The sequence below is a fragment of the Zarconia sp. genome, assembly GCF_057467645.1.
This window is the reverse complement of record NZ_JBRJXU010000170.1, coordinates 107,751-126,130: the sequence shown is the minus strand read 5'-3', so window position 1 is coordinate 126,130 and position 18,380 is coordinate 107,751. Positions and strand designations below refer to the sequence as shown.

The window sequence follows — 18,380 nt, the reverse complement described above, 5'->3', positions numbered from 1 at the left end:
TTCTGGTAAGTTAACTTCATCGATCACGCTCGATCGAGGGTCCCCGAAGCTTGGGAGTTCGGTCCCGATTTCTACTCGAAGGTAAATATCCGTTCCCTCCCAGTTTCCACTCGCACTCGCAACGGCTCTAAGCGCCCTTCGTCCTCGATTGCACTTTACAAGTTGCGTCCGATCGCCTGTCACCAGTTCACATATACGGGAGAATCATGTCTGTCGATACCTACAGACCCGGTCTTGAAGGGGTTCCTGCTGCCAAGTCCAGTATTAGCTACATTGACGGTCGCGAGGGACTCCTAGAGTATCGCGGGATTCGGATCGAAGAACTCGCTGCTCAGAGCACGTTTTTAGAAACCGCTTACCTGCTCATTTGGGGGAAACTGCCCACAAAAGAAGAGTTAAAGTCCTTTCAACACGATATCCGCTACCATCGACGAATTAAGTATCGGATTCGGGACATGATGAAGTGCTTTCCCGAGAGCGGTCATCCCATGGATGCCCTGCAAGCCTCTGCGGCGGCTTTGGGCTTGTTCTACTCCCGTCGAGCCTTGGACGATCCCATCTACATTCGCAATGCAGCCATTCGCCTGCTGGCGAAAATTCCGACCATGGTGGCGGCATTTCAGCTCATTCGCAAAGGACACGATCCGGTACAGCCGTGCGACGATCTCGACTACGCAGCCAACTTCTTATATATGTTGACCGAGCGCGAACCGGATGAGTTAGCCGCTCGCGTTTTTGATGTCTGTTTGATGCTTCATGCAGAGCATTCGATGAATGCTTCGACGTTTTCGGCGATGGTGACGGCTTCGACTCTGACAGACCCCTATGCGGTGATCGCTTCAGCGGTGGGAACCCTGGGAGGCCCCTTACACGGGGGAGCGAACGAGGAGGTTCTGACCATGCTTGAAGAAATTGGTTCGGTGGAAAACGTCGTCCCTTACTTAGAGAAGAAACTCGAAACCAAATCCAAAATTATGGGATTCGGTCATCGGGTATATAAGGTGAAAGATCCGAGGGCGACGATTTTGCAAAACTTAGCGGAGCAACTATTTGAGAAGTTCGGTGGCGATGTTTATTACGATATTGCCATCGAATTGGAACGAGTCGTTGAAGAAAGACTCGGCCAAAAAGGCATCTACCCGAATGTCGATTTTTACTCGGGTTTAGTCTATCGAAAACTCGGAATTCCAACGGATTTGTTCACGCCGATTTTTGCCATTGCTCGCGTTGCCGGTTGGTTAGCGCATTGGAAAGAACAATTGGGAGAGAACCGAATTTTCCGTCCGACGCAACTCTACGTCGGAACTCACGATCGCTCTTACATTCCTCCGAAGGAACGAACTGGTTTGGTGTAACCCGATTCGGGGTCAACGGCATCCGCCATACCCCGACTTCAAACCCATCTCCCTTCCCGAATTCTACATTTTCCATTTCATACTGCTCGGATCTGGTCATCGACTTGCGTAGTTTCTACAGGAATGGCAAGCATCCACGGGAAATGCGCTCTCGATCGTGCTCGATGGCGTTGTGGATGATGAGATCTAGAGCCTGGAGTACTCTGGCAATACAGAATTCGCATCATATTGATGTAAATTAATCGAACAACAGGGTTTTCGTCGCGAGTGTGGCTTAAGTACGATCTCGCACGGGGAATTCATCCATTAGAATATGTGAATTCCAGAAAAACACGGATTCTCAAACGATACGATACCCTCTAGTCTGGTAACTAACCACTCTCGAATCGAGATTTCGAGCGATTTGAAGGCAAGCACAGACGATAGTCCGTCGAACTCACCGAAAGATCGCCAGCCAATATGTGTATCTACCTCGTCAAGCTTCAATATTATCTTGGGTTTAAAGCCTGGAGCGCACAATGGAATGGATAGGCTTAGGGATAATCGTCGCAGCGATCGGAGCAATTGTCCGATTCGGCTGGATGGCGTGGAAGCGACAGCGGCGATCGGCTTTGAATCTTGCAGATTCTTATTTCCCTTCGCCGCCAAAAAAGTCTGACATCCTCGCAACGACTCCAGCTTTGACCGCCGTTTCTCGGGTCGATGCTCCTAAAACCTTGGTTGAAGAAGTCGATAAGTATGCAAAGCTGCGGCATTTTCTCGAACAAAAGAAGTATGACGCTGCCGATCGAGAAACATGGCGACTGATGTTGCAAATTGTCGGTGCTCGCAAGCGCGGTTATTTCGAGCTTGAGGACTTCGAGCAGTTTCCCAGCAGCGATTTGCAGGCGATCGATCGGCTGTGGCTCGATCTGAGTGACGGACACTTTGGCTTCAGCATTCAAAAACAGATTTACCAAGAAGTTGAAACTGAATTTTCTCAACTCGGTATTCGCGTGGGTTGGGTGAATGGGGGAAAGTGGTTGAAGATGGACGACTCAGTCGATACTGTAGATGGTCCAAAGGGTCAGCGACCTTGTGCCATGTGGCAATCTCAACTGGTTTCTTTTGGTTTTTTGGGGTTGGGGATGTGCTTTGAGGTCTTTTTATCGAGAACCGATCTGTAATTCGAGCGGCGGACACCGCTTCTTGGCAACGAATTGATGCGGTTTCGGAAACACACAGCAGCGACCCGAGGGAGAAAGGAGACCGGTGAAGTATCCGGATCGTCTCTGAGAGTCTGCGTATGAGTAAGGAGCGGGTTAAGAAGTAGGAGTCTAGTCTTGAAACTTGGGTTTTAAATCGTCGCCAATAAACTCTGTGTAGCTCTTGCGTACTTCTACCGGGAGATTGAAAAACCACATCACGGTTTCCGACACTCACGAACGTCACAGATCGCTTGAAATCAAGCTAAAAATTCTGTTTCAGTTGTTTCGTCGTCAAAGGTCATTCGATCTTCTGCTGCAATGTCAACGAAGGCGACCAAGTCATACCCCCCCCTCACTGGTTGTTGCAAAGACCAGTATTGGGCTGACAGCAATGGTTCGTTCAAACCGCAGGCTCATCGATGCAAACGTAGAGATCGACATCCCTCTAAATGGAGTGAGGCGTTTTCTGGGGTAAGACTCGTACTTTTCGACAGATTAATACGGTTTCTCCTTGAGTAAAATAGATCGCCGCTAAGACTCCTTTTCCTTTTGGTTCGATTTCCCGAACACAAACACAATTGGGATGGCGATCGTTCATCTTTTCAATGGCTCCCTCGTCGACTTTTTTAATTTGAGGTTAACCGAAAACGTTATCAAGCTTTTCTTAATTCAGAATGCAGAATCAATCAGTAAAGAAATTTGTGAGGGCGATCGGCGGTAGGTTCGATCGAGCAGCGCATTTTCTGGGGTTATCTATTTCAATTATGGCCCTGAATGTCTTTTCCTACACCCTCGCAAGTTCTCTATTTATTTATCATGCTGGTGCTGAGGGACTGCCTCTATCTTATATTGCCATTGGCTTAGTTTCGGTTCCACTGTATACTGGGTTTTCCCAAATTGCCGATCGCTACACTCATGCCCGTACGTTTACTTATTTAGTCTTGGGCGGCATTTTACTGGTTGCCATCTTTAGATACGCTCTCGAATCTCCATCCTGGTTAGTCTACTATGCCATTTACATTGGATTTTACTTTCAATGGCGGTTACATCTCGATATTCTCTTGCCGAGCTTAATTTCCGACTATTTTACTTCCCGAGAGTACAACCATTACGTATCTTACTTGACAATGGCGCAGGGGGTGGGGGGATTGCTAGGGGGAGGATTAACTATCATCCTCACCACTCGCTTTTCAACGGAGGATATGCTACTTCTGTTACCCTTGATGTACGGTCTGGTTATCGCTCAGTTACTGTATCTAGAGCAGACAGAAGATCCTCTCGATGACGCTCGCATCCGCGCACAATCTAGCACGGCTTTAGTCGATAACCTAAAAGTTTTACCGCTACTACGAAAACGATACCCCATCATTGACTTCTTAATTGCCAGTATTATTTTGTGGGTAATTCTTTATAGCTTAGCGGAATTTGAGTATTTTAGAATTTACGCCAATACTTTTACGACGGAACGGGAATTAACTCGGTTTCTCGGGTTATTTCGTGCGGTGAGTGACATCTTGCAATTATTACTTCTTTATTTTGTCACCCGTCCCGGTCTAAAGCGTTTCGGCGTGGTCGGCATGAATCCTATTTATCCCATCACAACTTTCGTAGGTTTCTTGTCCTTGTGTTTGAGTGGTAATCTTCCCGTTGCCATCGGCTTAAACTTTAACAATGCTGCCTGGGAAACTGCGATTAATCAACCAATTTACACTCTAAATTTTAATGCCATTCCAGCCAATTTTGTCGGACGAGTTCGCTCTTTGGTCGATGGTTTATTTTATTCCCTGGGGTTGGCTTTAGCGGGGGCTTTGTTATGGGCTTGCGAATCCTTCCTCGGTCACTCCCAAACGATTTTACTCGGGACGATGTTAGCGGCTTTATTCTGGCCGATCCGTCACTGGCTCGGTCAAAGTTACCTCAAGTCGCTGCTGGCGATGCTCCGAGCGGGTTCCGTACGGCTCAACGATGTGAGTGAGGGGTTAGATCGGCTGCCTGACAGTTACGTCCCCCAAATTTGTCAGTTGCTCAAAAGTGAAAATCGCTCCGATCTCCTCCTGGGATTGCAATTGACCCGACGCATCGAGCGACCGAGCCGATTTATCGCCGAAATTGAAAGTATACCCTTTGAAGACGATGCGAAACTGCGTATGGCGGCGATCGAGCTGCTGAGTTCCGTTAAAGATGTCGGCATTTGCGATTATTTGCGCGATCGGCTCAAATCCAAGCGCGAAGTGCTTCAGACAATTGCCCTCGCCTCCCTCCTAGCGGGCCGCAAACCCATCGGCGATGAAGAACTGCGCCCCCTCGTCAATGCCCGCAGCGAAGAACTATTCGCCCTTGCGTGCGTGGCTGCCGAAAATGCTAAAAGTACCGATCCCCTCTTGAAAGCGGCTTGCCATCGACTTTGGCAATCGGATCTCGATGAAGAAACCCAACGTACCCTCATTCGCGGCATTAGCAGTACGGGCAATAAGAAGTTGATTCCCAGACTGCACCACATTCTCACCTACGCCACGGCCGATGCCACCAAAGAAGCCTTGAACGGTTTAACGGCCCTCGAACCCAAGGGCAACGAAGCCCTGGGGGAGCTTGCGGTTGCCGAACTCGATCGCCCCGATCCCTCGGTGCGGGTGGCGGCGATCGATCTGTTAGGAGCAATTCAAAGCCCCAGCTTTTTGCCGGTACTGGTGAGTCGGGGATTAGAAGATTTAGACTTTTCCGTGCGCTTGCAATCGGCATTGGCGATCGCCAACTATGGAGAATCCAGTCTATCCCTACTCGAAGCCTATCTCAACTCCCGGCGTCCGGAAATCGTCGAAGCGGCGATCGCTGCCATTGCCAAAGTGCGCACTCGCCGGGCCGAAAAAATGCTCTTCAACCACCTCAAACCCGATTACGAGGAAGTGGCGAGTATCGTCCGCTGGCGGCAGCAGATACCCCATTACAACGCCGATTGGTGGCCTCTGGAAATCGCCCTCCAAGATTACAGCAAGCGGTTGATTCATCAGGTTCTCTACGTTTTATCTCGCTTGGGGCACAAAACCACCCTCGATCGCGTGCGCCAAATGCTCGATGCCACCGACGCTCGCCGACGAGCAAACGCCATCGAAGCTTTAGCATCGGTAAAGCACCGACGCTTTGTCATTCCTATTTTGCCCCTGTTGGAATTACCCGAAAGCGATCGCAGCCCCACCAAAGACATTCGCGCTCGACTCCTCAACGAAGTCTTCAGTGCGAGCGATCGATGGATTCGATTGGGGGCGGTTATCGTTTTGGCAACCCGAGGTCGATGGCGCACTCTCGAACAGCACGCTCGAGATGAAACCGACGATTTAGTCCGGCAGGTTACCGAACAAGCCTTAGCCGCCTCCCATACGGGATTCGATCTCGATGCCTTATCCATCGGTCGGGTTCTATTCCTGAAAACCACCCCCGTATTTGGCAACCTTTCCTTAGATGAATTGTTGCCCATCGCCCGAGCCTTTAAGCTCGAAACCTTTGCCACCGATGAGACGATCTGTCAGGAAGGAGAAATCGGCAATACTTTATACGTCGTCTATCGAGGCACCGTTCGTAAAAGCCAAGATACTGGCAAGAGCAAAACAAAAATGGGGCGCTTGGAACGCGGCGATTCTTTCGGGGATTCGGGTTTATTCGACGAGGTTCCCTATCAGACCACCATCGAAGCCGATTCCTACTGTAGCTTGCTAACCCTCTCTCGGGATAGTTTCTACATTCTCATCGACCTCTATCCCAAACTTTTGTCGTGTTTCGGTCAAGTGGAAAGCCAGTAGTGGAGATGAGGTGTGGGGAAGAGGATTCAAAATAAAAAATGGGGAAGAGCGTTGCAACTGACCCATTTTTAATTGTCAATTGTCCATTCACTCTCCCCCCACACCCCACACCCCAGACCCCACACCCTTCTCCCTTTCCGGTACGGTTTCCACGAATTAGCACTCCAGTCATTAGAGTGCTAAATTCATCTATTGGAGAGCTAAACAATCGAGTAATGGCAAAACTGGTTTCATTCAAAGAAGATTCAAGGCGATCGCTAGAGGAAGGCGTGAATGCTCTAGCCAATGCGGTGCGGATTACCCTCGGTCCGAAGGGGCGTAATGTCGTACTTGAGAAGAAATTCGGCGCGCCGGACATCGTCAACGATGGTATCACGATCGCGAAAGAAATCGAGCTAGAAGATCCCCTCGAAAATACAGGCGCTCAACTCCTCAAAGAAGTTGCCTCTCAGACCAAAGAAGTCGCTGGCGACGGCACCACCACCGCCACCGTCCTCGCCCAGGCGATGATTCGCGAAGGTCTCAAAAACGTTGCCGCTGGGGCAAATCCGGTCGCCGTAAAGCGCGGTATCGATAAAACCATCGCCAAGTTAGTGGATGAAATCGCCGCCGTGACGCAACCGGTGGTTGGCGATGCGATCGCGCAAGTGGCCACCGTCTCCGCCGGAAACGATGAAGAAATCGGCAAAACCATTGCCGAAGCCATGGCAAAAGTCACCAAGGACGGGGTGATTACCGTTGAAGAATCCAAGTTCCTCACCACCGAACTCGATGTGGTGGAAGGGATGCAAATCGATCGCGGCTATCTCTCCCCCTACTTCGTCACCGACTCCGAACGGATGGTGGCTGAATTTGAGAACGCTCGCATCTTAATTACCGACAAGAAAATCGGTGCGATCCAGGATTTAGTTCCCGTCCTCGAAAAAGTCGCTCAAGAAGGCAAGCCCCTGCTGATTATCGCCGAAGATATCGAAGGAGAAGCCCTGGCAACCTTAGTGGTGAACAAAGCCCGAGGGGTTTTAAACGTTGCCGCCATTAAAGCCCCCGGTTTTGGAGAACGCCGCAAAGCCATGCTCCAAGATATCGCCATCCTCACCGGCGGGCAGATGGTTTCTGAAGAAATCGGCTTAAGCTTGGATACGATTTCCCTCGAGATGCTCGGAACAGCTGAAAAAGTCAGCCTGACCAAGGATAACACCACCATTTTGGCGGCTGCGGACGATCGCCTCAAGTCGGAAGTCACCCAGCGCATCGAGCAACTGCGCCGGGAACTCGCAGCCACAGATTCGGACTACGACAAAGAAAAGCTGCAAGAACGAATTGCCAAACTCGCTGGTGGCGTTGCCGTCATCAAAGTGGGCGCGGCCACCGAAACCGAACTCAAAGATCGGAAATTGCGGATCGAAGATGCGCTCAACGCCACCAAAGCAGCCGTTGAAGAAGGGATCGTCCCCGGTGGGGGAACGACGCTGATTCACCTGGCGGCAAAAGTGGAAGAATTTAAAGCCAATTTGAGCGACGAAGAACAACTCGGTGCCAATATCGTTGCCAAGGCTCTCGAAGCCCCGCTGTATCAAATGGTGGATAACGCCGGATACGAAGGTGCGGTGATCGTCGAGAAGGTGCGCGAAGCTGACTTCAACGTGGGCTACAATGCCGTCACCGGCGAACTCGAAGATACGATCGCCTCTGGAATTATCGACCCGGCTAAAGTGGTACGTTCTGCCCTGCAAAATGCGGGTTCGATCGCTGGAATGGTCTTGACAACCGAAGCCTTAGTCGTTGAGAAACCCGAGCCGAAAGCTGCAGCCCCCGACATGGACGGCATGGGCGGCATGGGCGGCATGGGCGGCATGGGCGGCATGGGCATGGGTGGCATGGGCATGGGCGGCATGGGCATGGGCGGCATGATGTAAATCGCCCCATCTGCGACAGCCCGTCTAAATTTCCCAGTCCGTCTGTTTTCTCGGATTTTACAATCGGGGTAAGGAGTTCTCCTTACCCCGAAAAGCTATGATTGCTTGTAAGGGGTTCCTTGACTCGATCGACCTTTGAGTAAGAATCAATTGGGTTTTCGGACTCGATCGGGTAAAAATCTCTAATGTAACCCGCGCAAATCTCCACGACTCGTGCGAGCGAGTGAGGGATGTAAGGGTCGATCGAGTATGGTCATGGGGAGGGTTAACCAATGGAAATAAACGCTCGCGATCGCGCCGACCTTGGCTTGGGTACGAACGGCGATCGATTTCTGACGGATGCCCGACCCCGGTACCCCAGTCACCCGTCACTTTAAATAGCCCATGTACGTCCCAAACAATCCAGAGTTGTTCGGCTTGTTGTTGGAGAACGCACCCACAGCCATGGCTGTGGTCGATCGCCAAATGCGGTACTTATGCGTCACTCGGCAGTGGTCGATCGATTTGGGATTGGGCGATCTCGATCCCATCGGTCGCTCTCACTACGAAGTTTACCCGAATCGGCAAACGGCTTGGAAGCGAATTCACCAACGCTGTTTAGCCGGGGATAAAGGACGGTGGCAAGAGAAAAATCGACTTCGAGCGGACGGTACGATTTCGATCGCCAAGTGGGAAATTCGTCCCTGGTATACGTCAACCGGTGACATTGGCGGTTTGATTCTCACCCTAGAAAATATTACCAAAACCAAACAGGCGATCGGCTACCTCCAGCAGACGAATTCAAAGCTCAAACAGTTCCTAAAGCTCAAGCAACAACGGTTAAAAGAAATCCGCCAAGAGTTGCATCGCGCCAAAGAAGAGCGGGCGCGCATCGACGAAACTCTACCCATGAGCCAAATCTCCATTAACAAAGCTGGAGATGCGGTTTTTTGGATTACCCAAGACGGACAGCTGTTTTACGTCAACGATGCGGCATGCTTGTCTTTGGGCTACAAACGGGATGAATTGCTCTCGATGACGGTACACGATATCAATCCTGATTTTCCCCCAGAAGTTTGGCCCGATTATTGGGATCAGGTGAAAGAATTTGGCTCCTTTACCCTCGACTCTAGACATTGCACCAAAGACAACAAAATCTTTCCCGTGGAGTTGACGATCAACTCTCTGCAATACAACGATCGCGAATATACCTGTACCTTTGCCCGCGATATTACCGAACGCAAACGCGCCGAGGCCGAACTCTATCAAGCCACTCTTGCTGCAGAGGCGGCCAACCAGGCTAAAAGTTCTTTTTTGGCCAACATGAGTCACGAACTGCGCACCCCCCTCAACGCCATCATCGGCTATAGCGAAATCTTGCAAGAAGAAGTGGAAGATTTGGGGCTTGAGGATGAAGATCTCATTTCCGATTTGCGCAGCATTACCACGGCGGGTCGCCACCTGCTGTCGATTATCAGCGATATCCTCGATTTCTCTAAAATCGAAGCCGGTCGGATGGAACTGTCGCCCGAACCCTTCGAGCTGTCCAAACTCATCTATGAAGTTGAATCTACCGTCGCGCCGCTGGTAGAGAAGAATACAAATACGCTAGAAGTAACCTGTAGTTTGAATCTGGGCACGATTTGCGCCGACCCGACAAAAGTTCGCCAGGTGCTGTTAAATTTACTCAGTAATGCGGCAAAATTTACCCATCAAGGGATGATTTCCCTGACGGTGAACCGTCAAACCTCTCCCTTTGGCGACCTCGGCGGTGATGCCAATCCCGATGCCGGCTCCAACTCCGATGCCTATTCGTGGATTTGCATTCGGGTTAGCGATACGGGCATTGGGATGAGTCCAGAGCAAATCGAGCAAATTTTCGAGCCGTTTACCCAGGCTGATGGGTCTACCACTCGTCAGTATGGAGGGACGGGGTTGGGATTGGCGATCAGTCGTCGCTTTTGTCAGATGATGGGAGGCGACATTACCGTCGAAAGTAAGGAGAAAGTTGGCTCCACTTTTATTGTCGATTTACCGGCGGGAATGGCAGCCGATGAGACCCTCAACGAGAAGCTCGACCTCAATGGCGATTTGCCCGCCTCCGATGGGTCAATGGTTGAAGAAGATGGTCTCATCGCCCTAGAATCGGAATCCGAGACCGAGATCGATCCTTGGGCGCTACCCACACCGGAAAGTCTGAATATAGAACTGCCTCAGTGGAGCGACCTGTCGGAGAATCTTGACATACAACCGACCCTCGAACGGGAAGAAGCCCTTCAAGGGAACGAATCTCTTGACGAAACGGAATGGAGTTTTTGAAGGTCGCTCGGCACTCAGAGGGTTACCGTCAAGTTCGTTTTCACATTTGAGGAAAACTTCCCGATTCACCTCAGTTTTGCTTAAGTCACAGCTCCAAATGCTAACTCTCGTGGATGTTGGGAATCGTGGGAAATTTGAGAAGGCTTGAAGCGATTTCGATCGAATATTATTGAAGATGGTTGGTGAAGTAGCAGCTGCGAGAAATTGACAAAAAAACAATAAGATGATATGTTAGCGCGAAATGTGTAGAAATTGTGGAGCGATCGAAAATGCGCTAGATTTGGCGTCTTTAAAGATTTCAAAACGACTCAACTCCATGAATCGAAGGTAACGCGATCGTCATGAAGCAATCGCCGTCCATGAGACCAAATTGTCGCACCCAACTGAGACCTGCCGAATTGCATCTGATGCAAACGAGCTAAAACTAAGGTACGGGTGGGAAATGGGCAACCGTTAGAAGAAGTCACCGCACAGTTCAAGTTCGAGCTTCTCATACACAGCATCTAATACACACTAGGCGTGAATTTTAAGTTTATATTTACAGACTTTCTCAAATCGATCCGGTAGACTTCCAACATCCAGATCCGATGGAGAAAAGAAGGTTTCGCGACCGGATGAGCCAGCATTCGAGAATCCGGTGGCCGAATGTACGTTCCACAGACCGAATCGTCATGGCACGATCGCGAGAGTTTTACAAAAACTCTTACACAAAATTGACTCCGACAAGGGGGTATAGGTGATAGGCTTGAGGGAATTCAAACGTAACGACAGACAATGCTGAGACAGATTTGGCAGCGCTTAGTCAGGCTATTTCAGCGATTATTTGGGAGATCGAGTCCGTCAGCACCAGCAGAGCGAGCGCCTCAACCTCTGCCCCTGACAGATGAGGAGTACGAACATTTCTTCATGCAACTCCTCGAGGGTGTGAATCGAGGCTGGACGGCAGTGGAAGTGACTCGTTTTTTTCAGGAGTTGAACGATCGCGCCATTGAAACCCAGTGGATCGTTTGGCTGCAAAACTTTGGCAGTGCTCTGGCGCGCTCTCCAGTGCCCCATCGAGAACTGGGATTGCGATTGGTGCGGCTGGGGGAAGTGGGAGACACCGCAGTCGCCAGGGTTGCCGGCGATATTGGCGCCCAACTCGTGGCCAACGCCCAGGAGGAAGAACCACCCGAGGAAGAACTACCCGAGGAAGCTCCCCAGGAGAATCGGCCCCCCATCGACCCCGAACCGGAACCAACCCCCCTCAAACCTCCCCCCGCCGATGATGGCGAAATGTTCTTCCGGCAAGGCTTGGAGTTTCTCGATGCTGGAAATTTCCGAGCCGCATTGAATTTATTCGATCGCGCCCTCGCTCGCAAGTCCAACCACCATCAGGCGCTCGTTGGACGAGGGGATGCGTTCGCGGGTTTGCAACAGTACGCCGAGGCACTCGACGCTTACAAGGGCGCTTTAGAAATTGATTCGAATTTGTCGGTGGCGTTAAGTCGCAAAGGGGATGTACTCTACGACTTGCAGCGTTACGAAGAGGCGATCGCCGCATGGGATCGCGCCCTCGAACTCGAACCCACCGATACCCAAACTTGGAACAACAAAGGTCTGGCCTTGGGAGCGCGTTTGGGACGTTGGGAAGAAGCTCTAGCGAGTTGGGATCGCGCCCTCGAACTCGAACCCCAAGATAGCGAAATCTGGTTGACTCGCGGCATGGCTTTGGGGGCGCTCGAATCTTGGGAAGAAGCACTGGCAAGTTGGGATCGCGCCCTCGAACTCGAACCGGATTTGCGAGATGCCTGGATTAATAAAGGGGTTGCCTTGCAGAAGCTGGGGCGTTACTCAGAAGCAATCGTTGCCAATAATCGGGCATTGGAACTGTATGGTAATTCTGCCGATGATGAGTCCGAGGCAGCGGAACCGGAGGCGAGTGACTCCTCGGTCCAATCTCCACCAGAACCGACCCCGGAAACCTCTCCCAAACAACAGGTTCAAGAGCTGCTCAAAGAGGGATTAGAGCAATATACTCAAGGCAATTTGAGAGCAGCACTCACCCTATTCGAGCGCGCCTCCAAAATTCAGCCCGACGACCCCGAACCCCTAACCGATCGCGGCATCGTCCTCATCGGTTTGGGACGCTACGATGAAGCTGTGACCTGCTTCGAGCGGGCCCTCGATCGAGACCCCGGATACTATCTAGCTTGGAACGGGAAAGGCAATGCTCTTCTATCCATGGGACGGGAAACAGACGCCCTGGCGAGTTTCGATCGAGTCATCGAGCTTCAGCCCGAGAGCGCTTTAGGTTGGCACAATAAAGGGAAGGTATTGTGGTATTTGAAAGATTACGAAGAGGCGCTCGTCTGTTGCGATCGAGCGACGGAAATTTCTCCCACCTACAGCGAAGCCTGGAACAGTAAGGGCAATCTCCTGCGAGAGTTGGGGCGTTCTCAAGACGCAATTTCCGCTTTGGATCGAGCTTTGGAACTCCAGCCGGAAAATCCCCAAACTTGGTATCTCAAAGGCTCGATTCTGCAAGAACTCAACCAAAATGCCGAAGCACTAGAATGCTACGAACTCTCCATCGAACAGAACTCCCAGTTCTACCTGGCGTGGTGGGGGAAAGGCAAAATTTTGACCCAGATGGGGGAAGATCGAGAAGCCCTCGAATGCTATGAGCGATCGCTGATGCTCGAACCGGGTTTTGTCGCCGCTTGGCAGGATAAAGGGACGGTACTCAGCCAGTTAGAGCAATTTGAAGAGGCGATCGGCGCTTGGGATCGAGCTTTGGAACTGCAACCGGACGATATTGACTTATGGGTGCAGCGCAGTTTGACCCTTCACCCCCTCAGTCGATGGGAAGAGGCGATCTCGGGATGGAATAAAATTCTCGAACTGGCCCCGGAACATCAAGAAGCCTGGATTCACAAGGGGATGGTGCTGCAAAAGTTGGGACGATACGGAGAAGCGATCGAAGCGAACAATCAGGCGATCGAACTGAGCGCTCGGGATGCCTCTCCCCTGGATGAGTTTCCCTAGGTTTTAAGGGCTTTGGGGGCTTCGGGAGCAGGGGAGGTCGCATTTGATGACGACATCGAAGCCGACTTGAGCTTACCTCGATCGAGCTTCTGCTTGTAAATACTTCACCGGTGTTTCCTCGGGGGCTGGGTTGGTTGCAGTCGAAGCGACATTCTGGGGGCAATCACCATAGCCCTGGGATGCCATTGCCGACTGAGGGAGAGTTGTTTCTGCGGGGGCGGCCAATAAAGGTTCGACCAAGTTGCGATCGAGGTTCTCGCCCATTGCGATCGCGATCCCTGCAACGGCTTGGCTGACTTGTGTGCGAAGTCGATCGTACCGTTGCGGTAGGAGACGTCCCCCAACTTGCCCGGTGTGGGAGGATGATGCGATCTCTCGTGTCTCCGTGGTTGCGTCGAGATAAGCCTGCCAGGTGGGATGTTCGCCCGATCGCATGGCGGTCGCTGTCGAGGCGATCTGTGCGGCTTCTTCGGCGGACAATTCTGACTTATTGCTCGAAATTCCCCAAGCTTGGGCGTAGGTTGCGAACGCGACTGGGGACAGTTGTAACTGTTTGAGTAAAGCTTCTTTGGCGATGGGGGTTCGAGCCGTCTGAGAATTTAAGCTTTCGATGCTTGCAAGTTGCCGGGGACGAGATTCCCAAACGCGAGAAATTTGGCTTCCCCCCAATCCCAACAGCAGCAGAATTGCCATTACCCAACCCAGACGGAAAGATTTTTGAGTGGATGGCGTCGAGTCTGGGGGGTTTTGAGGGGCAATAAACCCAAAACCTTGCCCGCCACCGGATTTATTTTTATTTCCCCTTTTGCCGCCCGATTTTCTGGATTTCGCTTTTTTCGGCGATGGCTTGGCTTCGGTTGGGGGTTTGGCATCCGCCTCCCCAGTCGTCGGACTGTCTGAAGATACACCACCCGATGGGGGACTCGGAGGCGTATCGTTATCGTCATCGGTCGGTTTTTCTGAAGATGCGCTCTTGGTCGAGGTTTCGGCTTCTACAGCGTCGGGGCTGTTTACTCTATCCGAGGAGGGAGCTTCGGGAACTGGCGGGACGACGGTCGCTTCTTCTGGCGTGTCGGCAGTAGCAGGTTCCGATTCGGTTTTTGCTGGGATTTCTTCCGCTACGGGTGGGGCAATGGTTGCTGCTGGTGATGTGGTGACTTCTTCTTGTACCGTTGCGGCAGTGGTGGATTCCGATTCAGTTTCTGCTGGGGTTTCTTCCGCTACGGGTGGGGCTTCTTCCTCTTCTGCTACGGGTGGGGCAATGGTTGCTGCCGGTGATGCGGTAACTTCTTCTTGTTCCGTTTCAACAGTAGCAGGTTCCGATTCGGATTCTGCTGGGGTTTCTTCCTCTTGTGCTACCGTTGCCGGTGGGGCTTCTTCTGCTACGGGTGGAGCAGTGGTAGCTGCCGGTGATGCGGTAACTTCTTCTTGTTCCGTTTCAACAGTAGCAGGTTCCGATTCGGATTCTGCTGGGGTTTCTTCCTCTTGTGCTACGGGTGGGGCAATGGTTGCTGCTGGTGATGTGGTGACTTCTTCTTGTTCCGTTTCAACAGTAGCAGGTTCCGATTCAGTTTCTACTGGAGTTTCTTCCGCTACGGCTGTGGGGACTGGAAGCGTCTCTTCCCCTACGGGTGTGACGGTGGCTGCTGGTTTCACGACCTCCTGTACTGTTTCGGACGTAGCCAATTCCGATTCGGGTGAGGTTTCTTCCGTAATAGGTGGGGCTGCTTCCGCCTCTACTACAGTTTCAGGTGGAATATCATCGAGCGCTGGTGGAGCGTTAGTGGCTGCTGAGGTGGCGACCTCTTCTTCTTGTTCCGTTTCGGATGTAGCTGATTCCGATTCGGCTTCTGGAGGGGTTTCTTCTGCGACAGGCGGAGTTTCCTCCACGACTGATTCCGTTGCTCTGTCATCCACTACAGGTGGGGCAAGGGTGGCTGCGGGTATTGCAGCTTCTGGTACCATTTCGGACGCAGGCGATTCCGATTCGGATTCTGGAGGGGTTTCTTCAGTAATGGGTGGGACTTCTTCTGCTTCTTCCGCTACGATTTCCGCTGTGGTGGGTTCTTCTGCTTCTTCCGCCACCGCTTCGGGAACAACTGTCGCTGCGGGTGGTACCTCCTCTTCCTCGGCGGTGGTTTCAGGAGTGACGGGTTCCGACTCGGGTTCCGCTGGGGTTTCCGGTGGAGTGATTTCGGGGAACGCCGATGGTTCCGAACGAGCTGCTTCTTCAGCTTCGATCGCATCTCCAAGCATCGGAGAACGTTCTTCTGTCCGAGAAACTACTGGGGCTATCCCAAGCGAAACTGTTGGCGTTTCAGTTTGGGGAGGCTCGCTGACAATGGCTTCTTCTGTAAGGTTTTCCCGAGTTGTGGCGAGTTCTTCGATCGATGTAGAGTCCGTTGCTGCGGCGAGTTCCTCACTCGAGGTGGAACTGGATTCAGCTCCCGTTTCAGGCGCACTTGAATCTGTTTGAATAAAGTAGCGAGTAATAAAATCGTATATAAAAAAGACAAAAGAAACAATCAAAATCGCAATAATTGTTCCGGGTAAAATCTCCATCATTTTTAAATCTCCAATATCATCCGATCGGAATTTAAAGTAATCTTGAAATTCAAATAACTAGTATCCTATGTTTGGGGCTCAACTTCGATCTTCTGAAAATCGAACGACACAAAAATTATAAATCTTACTGTCTACTCAGAATATTGAGTGAATATACTTATAAAAATTTTAAAAATCGATCGAGATTGACTCAGAACTCGATGATTTTAATTTTATCTGCCAAAAAAACGAAATCGATCGATTTAATTTTAGTTGAGGACGATTTTTAGCGATAACTTTTGCCAGTTCAATTTAGATGAAAGTCGATCGATTTTGAACGCTCGGTCTAGCAGTATCGATCTCTAAAACTTGAAGCAGGTTTGTCTTTAAGGGATAGGGCTAAGTTTACACCAAAGGGGTACGGAAAGTTGTGGAGTTTTATGAATCTTGAAGGGGAGCGATCGCCACTGTCGGGAACCATCGACCCAGCCTCTCCAAAGGAGAATTGCCCTCGCAGGAGATTCAAACGCGAAGCTTGATAAGATAGACCGTGCGATCGTTTTTGCCAGCCGACTCCATGACCCTAATACTTTACAACAGCCTGACCCGACAGGAAGAAACCTTTCAAGAAATCGAACCCCACCAAGTTCGGATGTACTGCTGCGGTGTCACGGTGTACGATTACTGTCACGTCGGTCATGCCCGTTCCTACGTCGTCTGGGATGTGGTGCGACGATACCTTCAGTGGCGTGGCTACTCCGTTCGTTACGTTCAGAATTTCACCGACATCGACGATAAAATCCTCAATCGGGCCCGCGAACGAGGCGTCACCATGGAAGAGATTTCCGAGCGCTTCACCGATGCTTATTTCGAGGATATGGCTCGCCTCAACATCCTCGAAGCCGACGAATATCCCCGCGCCACCCACACTCTCAATGGGATTCAGCGGTTGATTCGCGAGTTGGAAGCCAAAGAATTTGCCTACAGTGCCGATGGTGACGTGTATTATCGGGTGCGCAAATTCGACAGCTACGGCAAACTCTCCAATCGCAAGTTAGAGGATATGGAAGCCGGACGCAGCGGCCGGGTTGAAGCGGCAGATGCGGAAGCCAGCAAAAAAGAAGACCCCTTCGATTTTGCCCTCTGGAAAGCCGCTAAACCCGGCGAACCCTCTTGGGATTCCCCCTGGGGTGCCGGTCGTCCGGGATGGCATATCGAATGTTCGGCGATGGTGCGCGATCGCCTCGGGGATACCATCGACATTCACTGTGGCGGTGCGGATTTAGTTTTTCCCCACCACGAAAACGAAATTGCCCAATCGGAGGCGGTAACGGGGCAATCTCTCGCCAACTACTGGATGCATAACGGCATGGTGAAGGTGAACGGGGAGAAAATGTCCAAATCCGTGGGGAATTTCACCACCATTCGAGATTTACTCGATGGCAAATGGGGGATGTATCCCCAAACCGTCGATCCTATGGCCCTGCGCCTGTTCATCCTCCAGGCCCAATATCGCAAACCCCTAGATTTCACCCCCGAGGCGATCGATGGGGCGCAAAATAGCTGGAATACCCTGCGCGAAGGATTATTGTTCGGCGATCGCTTTGGCGCCCAGTTGGGATGGGATGGCGAAGCCGAAGAAGAGTGCAACCTTAAAATAGAGTATCGATCGCAGTTCCAAAGGGGAATGGATGAGGATTTCTGCACCCCCGGCGGTTTGGCGGTGGTGTTTGAACTGGCCAAAGAGTTGCGGCGTGTGGGTAACGTCCTAGTGCATCAGGGGAAAACCGATACCGACTCTGCCACCCTTCGGCAACAGTGGCAAACCCTGGTGGAGTTGGCGGGGGTCTTGGGATTAGAAGCGGCAGCCGAAGCCACCTCGGATACCTCAGGGGGACTCAGCGATGCCCAAATCGAAGCCCTGATCGAGCAGCGCAAAGCTGCCCGCCAAGCGAAAGACTACGCCGAAAGCGATCGCATCCGCGACGAACTGCAAAGCCAAGGCATTGCCCTCATCGACAAACCCGGTGGCGTGACGGAGTGGCATCGGGGATAGATTGACGGGGGTGTGTTGTTAAGAGTCGGGTGAGGGTGAGCTGGGGGAGCAGGGGAAGAGGGGAAACGGCGATCGTGAAGAGATGCGGAAATGAGAGTGGGTGGAGTCTAAAAATCTTCACGTTCTTCCACAGCTCCGAACTCCGACTCCCACGCCTCTAAATGTTCTATGGAAAAACCTCCTGCGATGGCTCGAAGGAGGTG

Annotated in this window: 9 protein-coding genes; 7 read left to right on the top strand and 2 right to left on the bottom strand. The window is 51.6% G+C overall.

Features of this window, described 5'->3' with window-relative positions:
* Positions 1-206 precede the first annotated feature (206 nt).
* The 4 genes from AC2215_RS25280 to groL all read left to right on the top strand — a co-directional run bounded on the left by AC2215_RS25280 (position 207) and on the right by groL (position 8,252).
* Positions 207-1,355, top strand: coding sequence for a citrate synthase (locus AC2215_RS25280; RefSeq protein WP_486812793.1), 1,149 nt, complete (start codon positions 207-209; stop codon positions 1,353-1,355).
* A 518-nt stretch (positions 1,356-1,873) separates the two neighbouring features.
* Complete coding sequence (locus tag AC2215_RS25275) at positions 1,874-2,521, top strand: GUN4 domain-containing protein (RefSeq protein ID WP_486812792.1); 648 nt, start codon at positions 1,874-1,876, stop codon at positions 2,519-2,521.
* A 695-nt stretch (positions 2,522-3,216) separates the two neighbouring features.
* Positions 3,217-6,336, top strand: coding sequence for an MFS transporter (locus AC2215_RS25270; protein ID WP_486812791.1), 3,120 nt, complete (start codon positions 3,217-3,219; stop codon positions 6,334-6,336).
* 215 nt (positions 6,337-6,551) lie between these two features.
* Positions 6,552-8,252 (top strand): chaperonin GroEL, encoded by a 1,701-nt coding sequence (groL, locus tag AC2215_RS25265; RefSeq protein ID WP_486812790.1) that lies wholly within the window; start codon positions 6,552-6,554, stop codon positions 8,250-8,252.
* A gap of 182 nt (positions 8,253-8,434) precedes the next feature.
* Here groL and AC2215_RS25260 read toward each other — a convergent pair whose 3' ends face one another.
* Entirely contained in the window at positions 8,435-8,617 is a 183-nt protein-coding gene (locus AC2215_RS25260) for a hypothetical protein (protein WP_486812789.1), read from the bottom strand.
* 19 nt (positions 8,618-8,636) lie between these two features.
* Between AC2215_RS25260 and AC2215_RS25255 the strand changes: the two genes are divergently transcribed.
* Both AC2215_RS25255 and AC2215_RS25250 read left to right on the top strand, forming a co-directional pair.
* The gene (locus AC2215_RS25255) at positions 8,637-10,550 is read left to right on the top strand and encodes a PAS domain-containing sensor histidine kinase (protein ID WP_486812788.1); all 1,914 of its coding nucleotides are present in this window, start codon (positions 8,637-8,639) and stop codon (positions 10,548-10,550) included.
* 774 nt (positions 10,551-11,324) lie between these two features.
* Complete coding sequence (locus tag AC2215_RS25250) at positions 11,325-13,577, top strand: tetratricopeptide repeat protein (RefSeq protein ID WP_486812787.1); 2,253 nt, start codon at positions 11,325-11,327, stop codon at positions 13,575-13,577.
* A gap of 72 nt (positions 13,578-13,649) precedes the next feature.
* Here the strand turns inward: AC2215_RS25250 and AC2215_RS25245 are convergent, their stop codons facing one another.
* A complete protein-coding gene (locus AC2215_RS25245) occupies positions 13,650-16,142 on the bottom strand; it encodes a hypothetical protein (protein ID WP_486812786.1) in 2,493 nt (830 codons plus the stop codon).
* 556 nt (positions 16,143-16,698) lie between these two features.
* On the opposite strand from AC2215_RS25245, the gene cysS reads away from it, so the two are divergent.
* Positions 16,699-18,177 carry a cysteine--tRNA ligase gene (gene cysS, locus AC2215_RS25240; protein WP_486812785.1) on the top strand — a complete coding sequence of 493 codons (1,479 nt, stop codon included), beginning with the start codon at positions 16,699-16,701 and terminating at the stop codon, positions 18,175-18,177.
* Positions 18,178-18,380 lie beyond the last annotated feature (203 nt).